We start from the raw sequence: 13,325 nt of genomic DNA on the forward strand, positions 1-13,325 counted from the left end.
TCTCGTCCGCTATTGCGTCGCCCCGCCCCGAAATCCCGTCGCGAGAACGTAGCGCTCCGAGGAATCCGCACGGCTCGCGGCCGGCTTGACGTGGCGCACCGTTGCGAAATCGCGCTTGAGCTGGGCGAGCAGTTCGGCGTCGGCGCCACTCTGGAACGCCTTCGCCAGGAAGGTCCCGCCCGGCCTCAGCACATCGCAGGCGAACGCGGCAGCGGTTTCGATCAGGCCGACGATGCGAAGCTGGTCGGTCTTGCGATGACCGGTGGTGTTGGCAGCCATGTCGGACATCACGATGTCGGCGCCGCCGTCGAGCATGGCCTTGAGCTTGTCCGGCGCGTCATTGTCCATGAAGTCGAGCTGTGCGAACTCGACCCCGGCAATCTCAGGGATTTCCAATAGGTCGATCGCGATGACCTTGCCCTTGCCGTCGACCGAGCCGACGCGCTTGGCGGCGATCTGGCTCCAGCCGCCCGGCGCCGCACCGAGATCGACCACAGCCATGCCGTGCTTCAGCAGCCGGTATTTGTCATCGATCTCGAGCAGCTTGAAAGCGGCGCGCGAGCGATAGCCCAGCGCCTTCGCCTTCACCACATAGGGGTCGTTGAGCTGCCGCTCCAGCCAGAGCTTCGACGACAATTTGCGCTTGCCGTGGGTCTTGACCTGGACGTGCAAACGGCCGGTGGTGTCCTTGGCCATCTCACCAGCTCCTGAGCGCGCCGTCTTCGCGCATCATCTCGACCAGCATACCTTCGCGCAAGCCCCGGTCGGCGACGCGCAGGCGCGGCAGCGGAAAGGCGCGGCGGATCGCGTCGAGGATGGCGCAGCCGGCCAGGACGAGATCGGCGCGCTCGACGCTGATGCAGCTGTTCGCGGCGCGCTCCTCGTAGCTCATGCCAAGCAGCTTGTTGATGGTCGCGGTGACGTCGGTATCGTTCATCCAGACGCTGTCGATGCGGCGGCGGTCGTAGCGCGCGAGGTTGAGATGGATGCCGGCGAGCGTCGTCACAGTGCCTGACGTGCCGAGCAGATGCATATCAGTGAGATCGCCGCCATGCTGTTCGGCGAACGGCGCGATGTGATGGGCGACCTCGCGCTCCATCGCGGCGTAGATCTCGGGGGTCACGTCGCGGCCCCCGAACTGCTCGGCAAGCGTGACCACACCGAACGGGATCGACATCCAGGCTTTGATGCGCGGCTCCGGATTTGCGGCGTCGCGCTCGATCCGTACCAGCTCGGTCGAGCCGCCGCCGATGTCGAACAGGATTGCGCCGCGCCCCCTGGGATCGACCAGCGGCGAGCAGCCGAGCACGGCAAGCGCCGCCTCGGTCTCGCGGTCGATTACCTCGAGCTCGATCCCGGTCTCGGCAGCGACGCGGCTGCGAAAGCCTTCGGCATTCGAGGCGGCGCGGCAGGCTTCGGTGGCGATCAGCCGCAGCCGCCGCGCTTTGCGCAGGTTGATCTTGTCGCGGCAGATGCCAAGCGCCACGATGGCGCGTTCGATCGCGGCCTCGCTGATGCACCCGGTTGCCGAGACGCCCTCGCCGAGCCGGATGATGCGCGAGAAGGAATCGACCACGCGAAAGCCGTCGTGGGTCGGACAGGCGATCAGGAGCCTGCAATTGTTGGTGCCGAGGTCGAGCGCCGCGTAGACGCCGGTTCCCGGCGCTTGCGCGCCGACGGCCGGTTCAGTGGCGAACGCCGCCGCCATCGACCCCAGCTCACCGTGCGGCGCAAGGCCGTCGCGGAGCCGCGTGTGGTCATTCATACAAACTGTCTTTCCGCGGCCGGTTAGGCCGATCTGGAATTGCTTTTTCGCCTGAAACATTAGCAGCGCACCAATCCTGCGCAACAACGCATCACATGGGACCATGCCCATTCGTGCGTTGTCGTGAGCGGGCCGGTGGGTTATTTTTGAGGGGTCCGGACCCCAGGCGCCCCCCAAACCGCGCATTTGCCGGCTTTTCAGGTCAATTCCATGCAAGAACACACTAAATCCTCCACGCTCGACAACGCTATTGCACTGCAAAAATATGGCGTCGGGCAGCCGGTCCGCCGCAAGGAGGACGATACCCTGGTGCGCGGCAAGGGCCGCTACACCGACGATTTCAACCTGCCCGGCCAGGCCCATGCCGTGATCGTTCGCTCGACCCATGCCCATGGCGTCATTCGCGGCATCAACATCGATGCAGCCAGAGCGATGCCGGGCGTGCTCGGGGTGTGGACCGGCAAAGACCTCGATGCGGCCGGCTACGGCCCCTTCACCTGCGGCCTGCCGCTGAAGAGCCGTGACGGCTCGCCCCTGCTCCAGACCAACCGCCAGCCGCTCGCAACCGACAAGGTCCGCTTCGTCGGCGATCCCGTCGCCTTCGTGGTGGCGGAGACGCTGGCCCAGGCGCGCGACGCGGCCGAGGCGGTCGAACTCGACATCGAGCCGCTGCCGGCGGTGACCGATCCCGAGGAAGCCGCAAAACCCGGCGCGCCGCAGCTCTACGACCACATCCCGAACAATGTCGCGCTCGACTACCACTATGGCGACACCGACAAGGTCAACGCGGCCTTCGCCAGTGCTGCTCACGTGACCAAGGTCGACATCGAGAACACCCGCGTCGCCGTGGTCTCGATGGAGCCACGCGTTGGCCTTGCCTCCTATGACAAGAAGACCGAGCGCTACACTCTTCAGGTGCCCACGCAGGGGGTGGCAGGCAACCGTGCCAATCTCGCCAAGAACCTGAAAGTGCCGAACGAAAATGTGCGCATTCTCACCGCCAATGTCGGCGGCTCCTTCGGCATGAAGAACATCAATTACCCCGAATACATGTGCATCCTGTACGCGGCAAAGACGCTGGGACGGCCGGTGAAATGGCTGGACGAACGCTCGACCAGCTTCTTGTCCGACAGCCACGGCCGTGCGCAGAAAATTCACGCCGAACTCGCGCTGGATGCCGAGGGGCATTTCCTCGCCGCCAAGCTCTCGGGCTACGGCAATCTCGGTGCCTACATCACCGGCGTTGCGCCCAGCCCGCTCTCGCTCAACACCAGCAAGAACTTTTCCAGCGTCTATCGCACGCCGCTGATGGCCGTCGACATCAAGACGGTGCTGACCAACACCACGTTAATGGGCGCCTATCGCGGCGCCGGCCGGCCCGAGGCCAACTACTACATGGAGCGGCTAATCGACCGCGCCGCGGACGAGATGGGCATCAACCGGCTGACCCTGCGCAAGCGCAACTTCATCAAGCAGAACCAGATGCCGTTCGCCGCGTCCTCCGGCGTCACCTATGACAGCGGCGACTTCCAGGCCGTCTTCAACAAGGCCCTCGAAATCTCCGACCACGAGAATTTTGCCAAGCGCAAGAAGGAGAGCAAGAAGTCCGGCAAGCTGCGCGGCATCGCCGTCGGCTCCTATCTGGAGGTGACCGCACCTCCCGGCGTCGAGCTCGGCAAGATCGTGTTCGATCCCGATGGCTCGGTGCAGCTCATCACCGGGACGCTCGATTACGGTCAGGGCCATGCATCCGCATTCGCGCAGGTCCTCTGCCAGCAGCTCGGCGTTCCCTTCGACAGCGTCAAGCTGGTGCAGGGCGACAGCGACATCGTCCACACCGGCAACGGCACCGGTGGCTCGCGCTCGATCACCGCGACCGGCATGGCGATCGTGGGCGCCGCCAAGCTCGTGATCGAAAAGGGCAAGCGCGCCGCCGCGCACATGCTGGAGGCATCCGAAGCCGACATCGAATTCGAAGGCGGCAGTTTTACGATCGCCGGCACCGACCGCAGCATCGACATCATGGAGCTCGCCAAGCGCCTGCACGACGGCAAGATGCCGGAGGGCGTGCCCGACAGCCTCGACGTCGATCACACCAGCGAACCGGTGCCGTCAGCCTTCCCGAACGGCTGCCATGTCGCCGAGGTCGAGATCGACCCTGAGACCGGCGTCGTGCAGATCGTGCGCTACAGCGCGGTCAACGATTTCGGCACGGTGATCAACCCGCTGCTGGTCGCAGGCCAGCTCCATGGCGGCGTCGTCCAGGGCATTGGCCAAGCTCTCATGGAGCACGTCCGCTACGACGAGAGCGGCCAGCCGATCACGGGCTCGCTGATGGACTACGCTCTGCCGCGCGCCGAGGACGTTCCGAACATGACGGTCGGCGACCACCCGGTGCCGGCCACGACCAATCCGCTCGGCAGCAAAGGCTGCGGCGAAGCCGGCTGCGCCGGCAGCCTGTCGACGGTCGTGAACGCGGTGATCGACGCGCTCTCCGACTACGGCATCAAGCACATCGACATGCCGCTGACGCCGGAACGCGTGTGGCGCGCGATCCAGGATGCGAAGGGGAAAGCGGCGTAGGGCTGCCCTTCTGCCTCCACAAGCAGACTGTCATCGCCCGGCTCGACCGGGCGATCCAGTACTCCGAGACGGAAGCGATTGACCGATAGGCTGCGGCGTACTGGATTCCCCGCCTTCGCGGGGAATGACAGCGAGGGTGAGGACGCGCTGCGCCCCTTACATGCCGCCTAAGCCGCCGCCTGCTCGCGCGGCTGGTAGATCGCGATGTGCTGGCAGTGCGCCAGCGGCGTCGTGCCGTTGGCGACCACCAGCGCGTCGAGCTCGACGAAGCGGTGGCCCTTCTTCTCGTAGTTCGCGGTGACTTTTGCCCGCGCGGTGATCTCGTCGCCGGCGCGCGCGGCTGACAGCAATTGCATGCGGCTGCCGACATGGATCCAGGGGCCGAGGATCGTGTTGTCCACCAGCACGCGGTTCATGACGCGCTGAATCAGGCCGGGATGGCCGAGCCCCCCGCCCGCGAAGATCGGATCGGTTTCACGGATGTCGGCGAGATAGTCGGCGGCATCCTGCCCGGCCCAGCGGCGCGGTGTCGTGCCCAGCCATTTGCCGGTCTCGAATGTTGCCGGGCTGACCGGTTTGCGCTCGGCAATCGCGGGGACCTCGACATAGTCGCTCAACGATACCGCAGTCGCAATCGCCGGCAGCGACGCCGTGCCGGTGGCACACAGCTCGGTGCGGCTGAACACCTCGATGGTGAGCAGGCCGTTGTGCTCGGTCGCATCGACGTCGGCGGTCTCGCCGTCATAGACCGGCTTGATGAAACGCGCCTCGATCAGCCCGCGCGACAGGAAATCGCGGCCCCAGCGCGCCACCGGCACATGCATCATGTAGGCGAAGACGTCGACGCCGGGGACCAACCCACCGGAAAACCCGAAACGGCGCGCCACTGCATCGTCATGCATCTTGTTTTCGGATTGCTTGGCCGTGTTGTAGGCCTGGACGCGATAGGTTTCGAGCCGGTTCGGCATGGCTTGGCTTTCCCCAATTTCTTGTTGTTTCGGCCCGATCGTAGGCCCTGAGGAACCGGGGTCAATCCCCTCGCCTTTGCGGCCCGAATGGGGTACCACGCGGCTGCTGCGGAACCGCTTCGCAAGCCCCATCTACGGACCATGACGAACCCTCAAAACACCACTCGTATCTATGTCGACGCCGACGCCTGTCCGGTGAAGGACGAGATCTATCGCGTCGCCGGCAGGCACGGCCTGCCCGTGAGCGTGGTCGCGGGCAATTTCATCCGCGTGCCCCAGGATCCCCTCATCGAGCGGATCGCCGCTGGTGCCAGCATGGACGCAGCCGATGACTGGATCGCGGAACGCGCCGGGCCCGGCGACATCGTCATTACCTCGGATATTCCGCTCGCAAGCCGCTGCGTGAAGGCCGGCGCCGATGTGATCGCGTCCAACGGCAAGGCGTTCACCGAGGAATCGATCGGGATGACGCTCGCGGTCCGCAACCTGATGACCGATTTGCGCTCGGCCGGCGAAGTCACCGGCGGTCCGAAATCGTATTCACCGCGCGACCGCTCGACGTTTCTGTCGACGCTCGACCAGACCATCCGCCGCATTCAGCGCCGCCGCGCCGACCAGGCCGCAACAAGACAGGACTGAGACACCGCATGGCGCCACCGCTGATTCAACTGCGCGATATCAAGCTGACCTTTGGCGGCACGCCGCTCCTGGCGGGCGTCGAACTGTCGGTTTCGACCGGCGAGCGCGTCTGCCTGATCGGCCGCAACGGTTCCGGCAAATCGACGCTGCTCAAGATCGCCGCCGGCCTGGTCGAACCGGATGGCGGCAGCCGTTTCGTGCAGCCCGGCGCCACCATCCGCTATCTGCCGCAGGAGCCGGATTTCTCCGGTTTCTCCACCACGCTCGCTTATGTCGAGGCCGGCCTCAATGCTGGCGACGACCACTATCAGGCGCGCTATCTGGTCGAGCAGCTCGGTCTCAGCGGCGAAGAAGATCCGGCGCATGTCTCCGGCGGCGAAGCGCGCCGCGCCGCGCTGGCACGCGTGCTGGCGCCCTCGCCCGACATCCTGCTGCTGGATGAGCCGACCAACCATCTGGATCTTCCGACCATCGAATGGCTGGAGAGTGAACTGGAGAGCCGCCGCTGCGCGCTGGTGATCATCAGCCACGATCGGCGCTTCCTCGGCAATCTCTCGCGCAGCACCGCCTGGCTCGACCGCGGCCAGATCCGGCAGATCGACCGCGGCTTCAGTGCCTTCGAGGCTTGGCGCGACGAGGTGCTCGCGGAGGAAGAGCGCGACCAGCACAAGCTCGACCGCAAGATCGTCAACGAGGAGCACTGGCTGCGTTACGGCGTCTCGGGCCGCCGCAAGCGCAACGTCAAGCGACTCGGCAATCTCCACGCGCTGCGCGACCAGCGCCGCACCCATCGCGGCGCGACGGGCAACGCCAACCTGGCGGCTGCCGAGGCCGACAAGTCCGGCAAGCTCGTCATCGAGGCCAAGAATATCAGCCGGTCCTATGGCGAGCGAAAGATCGTCGACGGCTTCTCGATCCGCGTCCAGCGCGGCGATCGCATCGGCATCGTCGGCCCGAACGGCGCCGGCAAGACCACGCTGATCGAGATGCTGACCGGCGGCAGCGCACCGGACAGCGGCAGCATACGGCTCGGCGCCAACATCGAGATGGCGACGCTCGACCAGCATCGTGAAAGTCTCGATCCGAAGACGACGCTGGCCGAGGCGCTGACCGGCGGCCGCGGCGACCATGTCATGGTTGGCGGCAAGCCGAAGCATGTCGTCAGTTACATGAAGGACTTCCTGTTCGCCCAGGAACAGATGCGCACGCCGCTGGAGGTGCTGTCGGGCGGTGAGCGCGGCCGGCTGATGCTGGCACGCGCGCTGGCAAAACCCTCCAACCTCCTGGTGCTGGACGAGCCGACCAACGACCTCGACCTGGAGACCCTCGACGTCCTCGAGGAGATGCTCAGCGACTACGAGGGCACCGTGATTCTGATCAGCCACGATCGCGATTTTCTCGACCGCGTGGTGACGTCAGTGATCGTGCCCGAGGGCAACGGACGCTGGCTCGAATATGCCGGCGGCTATACCGACATGCTGGCCCAGCGCGGCGCCGACGTGAAGCGCGCGACCGCGAAGGCCGTCGAAGAGACGAGAGAGCAGCGATCAGCCGTGCCGTCCGGCGTCGCGAGACGACGCTTGACCTTCAACGAGCAACACGCGCTGGAGACGCTGCCCAAGACCATCGCCAAGCTGCAGGCCGAGATCGCCAAGCAGCAGCGCTTCCTTGACGACCCCGATCTCTTTCGCAAGGATCGCAAGCGCTTCGACCAGGCCTCCGACGCTCTGACGAAGGCGCAAAAGGAACTGGCCGAGGCCGAGGACAAATGGCTGGAGCTCGAAGTGCGGCGCGAAGAGATTGAACAGGCCTAGCGTGCATTCCGCAAAAGTGGGCACCGCTTTTGCAAACGGGATGCGCGCCAACTCAGAGACTTCCATGACAACGACCCTTGCCGCCAAGATCGCCCGCGAATACGGCACGCCCTGCGCCGTTATCGACATGGACAAGGTAGAGCGCAACATCGCGCGGATTCAGAAGGCTTGCGACGACGCCGGGATCGCCAACCGTCCCCACGTCAAGACGCACAAGAACCCCACCATCGCGAAGATGCAGATCGCGGCCGGTGCCAAGGGCATCACGTGCCAGAAGCTCGGTGAAGCCGAGATCATGGCCAATGCCGGCATCGACGATATCCTGATCAGCTACAACCTGCTCGGCGAAGAGAAGATGGCGCGGTTAGGGGCGCTGCAGGCGAAGGCCAACATGACGGTCGCCGCTGACAATTCGACCGTCGTCGCCGGCCTGCCCAAGGCCGCCGCAGCCTCAGGTCGACCGCTATCGGTCGTGGTCGAATGCGATACCGGCCGCCAGCGCGCCGGCGTCGAGACGCCCGCCGAGGCGATTGCACTGGCGCAGAAGATTGCCGCATCCAAGGGCCTGCAATTCGCCGGCTTCATGCTGTATCCGACCGAGACTGGTTGGGCGGACGCCCAAAAATTCTATGACGAAGCTCTGGCCGGCGTGCGCGCACACGGGCTGGATGCAAAAATCGTCTCGACCGGCGGCACGCCGAACCTGAAGAACCTCGGCAAGCTCAAGGGCGGCACCGAGCATCGCTTCGGCACCTACATCTATAACGACCGCATGCAGGTCGCGGCCGGCGTCGCCACCTGGGACGACTGCGCGCTGCACATCTATTCGACCGTGGTCAGCCGCGCCGCGCCTGAGCGCGGGATTCTGGACGCCGGCTCAAAGACTCTGACGACGGACACCGGCGGCCTCGACGGCCACGGCCTCATCCTGGAGCACCCCGAAGCGAAGATCGCACGCTTCGCCGAGGAGCACGGCTTCCTCGACCTCTCCCGCAGCAACACCCGGCCTAACGTCGGCGACGTCGTGCGGGTCGTGCCAAATCATGTCTGCGTCGTCGTCAACATGATGGACGAAGTGGTGATGGTGCGCGGCGAGGAGATCATCGGCACGCTGCCGGTGGCGGCACGGGGGAAGCTGAGATAGCTAGCCCCCGATCAGTGCCTGGAGTTCCCGGACCAATCCGTCGCGAAAGAGTTTGATCGGCCGCTCCAGCCGACCGGCGGGGGCGCGATGCACCACCCAAGCGCGCACGGCGGGTTTGAAGTCGCGCGCGGCGACCGGCTTGAGCCTGTCGCGAAATGCGCTACGTTTCAGGGCGATCGGGGTGACCAGCCCGACGCCGAGGCCGCGCGACACCAGCGACAGGCGGAGCTCACTGTCCAGCGCCTCGACGGCGATGTTGAACGGCAGATGCGAGGCATCGAATTTTCGCTTCAGCGTATCGCGAAATCCACAGCCGTCCTGGTTGATCACCCACGACAGTTGGGACAGCCGTTCCAGGTCGACGGTGCGCGGGATCTTCATCTCGCGTGCGACGACGAAGACGACGGGCTGCGCGCCGAGATCGTCGGCCGCCAGATCGGCGGGCGGCACTGCACCGTCGGGGAGACAAATCGCGGCTGCATCGAGCTCGTTGCGGCAGACACGCTCGAGCTGGTTCGGCGACCAACCGGAGACCACCCGCACCGCCAGCGCGGGAAATTCGGCGCGCACCGCATCGAGTGGTGCGGTCAAGCCCGCTTCCGAGAGAAACGGCGTCAGGCCGAGCCTGAACTCGCCGCGGACCATTCCGTCGCTGGCAACGCCCGACTTGAGGTCGTCCAGCATCCTGAGCAGGCGCCTGCCCTGCTCGTAGGCCTCATGCCCCGCTGCCGTCGGCTTCAGGGGCTTCGAGAGCCGATCCAGAAGCTGCGCCCCCAACATCTCCTCGAGATTCTGGATGCGTCGGGTCACGCCAGGCTGGGTGAGATTGAGACGCGCCGAAGCTGCGACAATCGATCCGGTCTCGACCACGGCGACGAAGGCAACAAGGTCATGGGTATTCATAACAAACTCGCATATTCTTTATAGGCTTATTTGAATTGTAGCATATTGATGTCCCCGCTTAAAGGGTCCCGCGCCACAGCTGCGAGGTCCCATGAGTATCTCCGAAACCGCCAGGCCCGCGTCCCGAAACCAGTTCGCCGAGCGGCCGCTGATCTGGCTCGGCGCGATCACCGCCGGTGTCGTCGTCACCAATCTGTTCGCGCCGCAGATCCTGCTCGGCCTGATCGGCCGGTCAATGTCCATGCCTGCGTGGCAGGCGGGCCTGATCAGCACGCTGACCTTGCTCGGCTATGCACTCGGCCTCCTGCTGCTCGTGCCTCTGGTCGATCTCGTCGAGAACCGGCTTGTCATCCTCCGCACGCTCGGCTGCGCCATCCTCGCCGCTCTCGCGACGGCGCTCGCGCCGACGCCTGCGCTCCTGCTGCTCGCCACCTTCATCCTTGGCGCCTGCTGCGCGGCGATCCAGATGATGGTTCCGCTGGTCGCATCCATGGTGGCGCCGGATCGCCGCGGTCAGGCCATCGGCGAGGTGATGGGCGGATTGATGATCGGCATCCTCTTGTCACGACCTGCAGCGAGCCTGATCGCCGATCTCTGGAGCTGGCGCGCCTACTATGTCGTTTCGGCCGCTCTGATGGCCCTGCTTGCCGGCCCACTCGCCCGTTACCTTCCAACCCTTCGACCGTCGGCACGCGCGAGTTACGCCGATTTATTGCTGTCCTTTCCAAGACTGCTGCGCGAAGAGCCGGTGCTACGCGTGCGGGCCTGGACCGCCTCGCTTGTCATGGCCTCCTTCACGGCGTTCTGGTCGGCGGTCGCGCTACGGCTGCCGGATGCGCCGTTCGAGCTCGATGCCAAGGGAATTGCGGCTTTCGCGCTGATCGGTGTGGCGGGTGCCGCGGCGACACCGATCGCGGGACGCTGGGGCGACAAGGGCCGGGCGCGGCCGATGTTCTTTGCCGCCCATCTGCTCATCATCGGCTCGCTTGCGCTCTGTGCCTGGGCGAGCGTGCTTGAATCCCAGATCACCGGTCTGCTGGTACTGAGCCTCGGCACGATCCTGCTCGACGTCGGCATCACCACCGACCAGACGCTGGGCCGCCGCGCCATCAACCTGTTGCGCCCCGAGGCCCGCGGTCGCATGAACGGCCTGTTCGTCGCGCTGTTCTTCATTGGCGGTGGCATCGGCGCGGCGGCGGCATCGCTGGCCTGGAGCTACGGGGGCTGGACGATGGTCTGCGCAGTGGCGGCAAGCTTCGGCGTGCTCGGCCTCCTCACGGATCTCGCAACCCGGACCGGGACGTCATGATGCGGATGGTCAGGACGACAGTTCGGCGAGCCGTCGCAACACACCCCTGCCCGCCGCCGCTCCCGTCGCGAACGAGGCCTGGAGCAAATAGCCGCCGGTCGGCGCCTCCCAGTCCAGCATCTCACCGGCTGCGAACACGCCCGGCAGCTTGCGGATCATGAAGTCCGAGTCGAGTTCATCGAAGGAAATCCCGCCGGCGCTGGAGATCGCGCGCGCGATCGGCGCGACGCCCATGAGCTTGACCGGCACGGCGTTGATGAGCTCCGCCAATTGTTCAGCCGACATTGCCGACAACGACCGGCCGGCACCGATGGCGACTTCCTGCAACAGCCCGCCCGCGACCGGCGACAGCTGCGCAGCCTTGCGCAGGAAGTTGGAGAAGGATTGCTTGCCGCGCGAGGCGGACAGGCGCTTGACGAGTTCGCCATGATCGACATCCGGCCGCAACGCGACGTGAAGGACCGCTGCGCCGTTCGCTGCGATCGCCTCGCGCAGCTCGGCGGACAACGCATAGATCGCCCCGCCCTCGATCCCGCCGCTTGTGATCGTGGCCTCGCCGCGGGCGCGGTGTGGGCCGAAGGACAGCGTGATACCCTTGAGGGGTTGGCCTTCGAAGCGCGTGCGGAAAATTTCGGACCAATTGACGGTGAAGCCACAGTTCGCCGGCCGCAGCGGCGAGATCGCAACGTCTTTGTCGGCCAGGATCGTCGTCCAGCCGCCATCGGAGCCCAGTCGCGGCCAGCTGGCGCCGCCGAGTGCCAGCACCGTGGCGTCCGCGGCGATGGCGTCTTCGCCGCCGGGTGGGTCAAAGACCAGTTGTCCGTCCCCGTCCCAGCCCATCCAGCGCTGGCGAAACGCAAAGTGCACGCCGGCGGCATCGAGGCGTCGCAGCCAGGCCCGCAGCAAGGGCGAGGCCTTGAAGGCCTTCGGAAACACACGCCCGCTGGAGCCGACAAAAGTCGGCTCGCCCAGCGCCTCGCTCCAGGCGCGCAGCGCGTCAGGCGGAAACGCTTCGATCGCAGCCTGCAACCTCTGCGCCGCCTCGCGGTAGCGCGTGATGAACTGAGGCAGCGGTTCGCTGTGGGTGAGATTGAGCCCGCCGCGGCCGGCCATCAGGAATTTGCGGCCAGCGGACGGCATCGAATCGTAGACGGTGACGCGAGCACCACCCTGCACGAGCACTTCGGCCGCCATCAGACCGGCAGGGCCGGCGCCGATGACGGCGACCGCTGTCAGAGTTTTACCCCGGCGCGCGCAGCGGCTTGCGCCACGTATTTCTGCGTCTGCTCGAAAGCTCCCTGCAGCGCCTTCGCTTTTGACATGTCGCTGATCTCGGCGAAATGCGCCGCGACCGCATCCGGGGTCCACTCGGACTCCGGCAGGTTGATGCCTTCGCTCTCGACGATCTTGATCACCGCGAACGAGCCGGCGCCGGCGCCCATGATGGTGCGGGTCGGCGCGTCCTCGCTCAGCATGTACTCGACCGCGGGCGTGATCGCGTTCGGCTTCATCAACTGCAGCGCCTGCGGCGGCAGCAGCTCTTCCGTCATGCGGGTCGCTGCCGTCGGCGAGATGATGTTGACGCGGATGTCGCTCTTGCGGCCTTCTTCCGCCAGCACGTTCATCAGGCCGACCATGCCGGACTTGGCCGCTCCGTAATTGGCCTGGCCGAAATTGCCGTAGAGGCCGGAGGACGACGTCGTCAGGACGATGCGGCCATAGTTGCGATCGCGCATGCCGGCCCAGGCCGCCTTGCAGCAATAGAAGGTGCCGACGAGGTGCACGTCGAGCACCTTCTGGAAATCGGCCGCTTCCATCTTGCCGAACGACTTGTCGCGCAAAATGCCGGCATTGGCACACAAGAGGTCCACGCTGCCCCACTCCTTGGTGGCGCGCTCGACCATCGCGGTGACCTGCTCGAAATTCGAGACGTCGGCGCCGTCGGCCATGGCGGTGCCGCCCGCTTTGCGGATCTCCTCGACAACGGTCTCCGCCGGCGACAGCGAGCCGCCGCTGCCGTCGCGCGCGCCGCCGAAATCGTTGACCACGACTTTCGCGCCGCGGCTTGCCAATCCCAGCGCATGCGCGCGCCCCAAACCATTGCCCGCGCCGGTGACGATGGCGACGCGTCCGTCGAACCTGATTGCCATTGTGCTTCCTTGTGCTGTCTTCCCTTCTCCCCTTGTGGGAGAAGGTGGCG

The 13,325-nt window shown here is 65.8% G+C and carries 11 protein-coding genes; 5 read left to right on the forward strand and 6 right to left on the reverse strand.

Annotation, left to right across the window (positions count from 1 at the left end):
- Positions 1-9: 9 nt before the first annotated feature.
- Positions 10-696, reverse strand: coding sequence for an RlmE family RNA methyltransferase (locus tag BcanWU425_RS23895; protein WP_204510953.1), 687 nt, complete (start codon positions 694-696; stop codon positions 10-12).
- A gap of 1 nt (position 697) precedes the next feature.
- Positions 698-1,765 carry a Ppx/GppA phosphatase family protein gene (locus tag BcanWU425_RS23900; RefSeq protein ID WP_026233757.1) on the reverse strand — a complete coding sequence of 356 codons (1,068 nt, stop codon included), beginning with the start codon at positions 1,763-1,765 and terminating at the stop codon, positions 698-700.
- 210 nt (positions 1,766-1,975) lie between these two features.
- Here BcanWU425_RS23900 and BcanWU425_RS23905 point away from each other — a divergent pair, with 210 nt between their 5' ends.
- Positions 1,976-4,348 carry a xanthine dehydrogenase family protein molybdopterin-binding subunit gene (locus BcanWU425_RS23905; RefSeq protein ID WP_204510952.1) on the forward strand — a complete coding sequence of 791 codons (2,373 nt, stop codon included), beginning with the start codon at positions 1,976-1,978 and terminating at the stop codon, positions 4,346-4,348.
- A gap of 167 nt (positions 4,349-4,515) precedes the next feature.
- On the opposite strand, the gene BcanWU425_RS23910 is transcribed toward BcanWU425_RS23905, so the two are convergent.
- Positions 4,516-5,316, reverse strand: coding sequence for a hypothetical protein (locus BcanWU425_RS23910; protein WP_085352825.1), 801 nt, complete (start codon positions 5,314-5,316; stop codon positions 4,516-4,518).
- Positions 5,317-5,457: 141 nt separating this feature from the next.
- On the opposite strand from BcanWU425_RS23910, the gene BcanWU425_RS23915 reads away from it, so the two are divergent.
- The 3 genes from BcanWU425_RS23915 to BcanWU425_RS23925 all read left to right on the forward strand — a co-directional run bounded on the left by BcanWU425_RS23915 (position 5,458) and on the right by BcanWU425_RS23925 (position 8,913).
- Positions 5,458-5,955: a YaiI/YqxD family protein gene (locus tag BcanWU425_RS23915; RefSeq protein ID WP_018459205.1), complete on the forward strand. Its 498-nt coding sequence runs from the start codon at positions 5,458-5,460 to the stop codon at positions 5,953-5,955.
- An 8-nt stretch (positions 5,956-5,963) separates the two neighbouring features.
- Positions 5,964-7,769 (forward strand): ABC-F family ATP-binding cassette domain-containing protein, encoded by a 1,806-nt coding sequence (locus tag BcanWU425_RS23920; protein WP_018459206.1) that lies wholly within the window; start codon positions 5,964-5,966, stop codon positions 7,767-7,769.
- 64 nt (positions 7,770-7,833) lie between these two features.
- Complete coding sequence (locus BcanWU425_RS23925) at positions 7,834-8,913, forward strand: alanine racemase (protein WP_026233758.1); 1,080 nt, start codon at positions 7,834-7,836, stop codon at positions 8,911-8,913.
- On the opposite strand, the gene BcanWU425_RS23930 is transcribed toward BcanWU425_RS23925, so the two are convergent.
- On the reverse strand, positions 8,914-9,816 hold the full coding sequence (locus tag BcanWU425_RS23930) for a LysR family transcriptional regulator (protein ID WP_204510951.1): 903 nt from the start codon (positions 9,814-9,816) through the stop codon (positions 8,914-8,916).
- A 91-nt stretch (positions 9,817-9,907) separates the two neighbouring features.
- On the opposite strand from BcanWU425_RS23930, the gene BcanWU425_RS23935 reads away from it, so the two are divergent.
- Positions 9,908-11,125, forward strand: a complete 1,218-nt coding sequence (locus BcanWU425_RS23935) for an MFS transporter (RefSeq protein WP_204510950.1) — start codon at positions 9,908-9,910, stop codon at positions 11,123-11,125.
- 9 nt (positions 11,126-11,134) lie between these two features.
- Here BcanWU425_RS23935 and BcanWU425_RS23940 read toward each other — a convergent pair whose 3' ends face one another.
- Together BcanWU425_RS23940 and BcanWU425_RS23945 are read right to left on the reverse strand one after the other, a co-directional pair.
- On the reverse strand, positions 11,135-12,319 hold the full coding sequence (locus tag BcanWU425_RS23940) for a TIGR03862 family flavoprotein (RefSeq protein ID WP_231188593.1): 1,185 nt from the start codon (positions 12,317-12,319) through the stop codon (positions 11,135-11,137).
- Positions 12,320-12,357: 38 nt separating this feature from the next.
- The gene (locus tag BcanWU425_RS23945) at positions 12,358-13,275 is read right to left on the reverse strand and encodes an SDR family NAD(P)-dependent oxidoreductase (RefSeq protein WP_018459211.1); all 918 of its coding nucleotides are present in this window, start codon (positions 13,273-13,275) and stop codon (positions 12,358-12,360) included.
- Between the last annotated feature and the right edge of the window lie 50 nt (positions 13,276-13,325).

The organism is Bradyrhizobium sp. WU425 (assembly GCF_021052305.1).
Classification (GTDB): domain Bacteria; phylum Pseudomonadota; class Alphaproteobacteria; order Rhizobiales; family Xanthobacteraceae; genus Bradyrhizobium; species Bradyrhizobium canariense_D.

What these genes read in the sequence shown, in the direction of transcription:
- BcanWU425_RS23895 (WP_204510953.1), bottom strand. Translation starts at nt 696, where the DNA reads ATGGCCAAGGACACCACCGGCCGTTTGCACGTCCAGGTCAAGACCCAC.
- BcanWU425_RS23900 (WP_026233757.1), bottom strand. Translation starts at nt 1,765, where the DNA reads ATGAATGACCACACGCGGCTCCGCGACGGCCTTGCGCCGCACGGTGAG.
- BcanWU425_RS23905 (WP_204510952.1), top strand. Translation starts at nt 1,976, where the DNA reads ATGCAAGAACACACTAAATCCTCCACGCTCGACAACGCTATTGCACTG.
- BcanWU425_RS23910 (WP_085352825.1), bottom strand. Translation starts at nt 5,316, where the DNA reads ATGCCGAACCGGCTCGAAACCTATCGCGTCCAGGCCTACAACACGGCC.
- BcanWU425_RS23915 (WP_018459205.1), top strand. Translation starts at nt 5,458, where the DNA reads ATGACGAACCCTCAAAACACCACTCGTATCTATGTCGACGCCGACGCC.
- BcanWU425_RS23920 (WP_018459206.1), top strand. Translation starts at nt 5,964, where the DNA reads ATGGCGCCACCGCTGATTCAACTGCGCGATATCAAGCTGACCTTTGGC.
- BcanWU425_RS23925 (WP_026233758.1), top strand. Translation starts at nt 7,834, where the DNA reads ATGACAACGACCCTTGCCGCCAAGATCGCCCGCGAATACGGCACGCCC.
- BcanWU425_RS23930 (WP_204510951.1), bottom strand. Translation starts at nt 9,816, where the DNA reads ATGAATACCCATGACCTTGTTGCCTTCGTCGCCGTGGTCGAGACCGGA.
- BcanWU425_RS23935 (WP_204510950.1), top strand. Translation starts at nt 9,908, where the DNA reads ATGAGTATCTCCGAAACCGCCAGGCCCGCGTCCCGAAACCAGTTCGCC.
- BcanWU425_RS23940 (WP_231188593.1), bottom strand. Translation starts at nt 12,319, where the DNA reads ATGGCGGCCGAAGTGCTCGTGCAGGGTGGTGCTCGCGTCACCGTCTAC.
- BcanWU425_RS23945 (WP_018459211.1), bottom strand. Translation starts at nt 13,275, where the DNA reads ATGGCAATCAGGTTCGACGGACGCGTCGCCATCGTCACCGGCGCGGGC.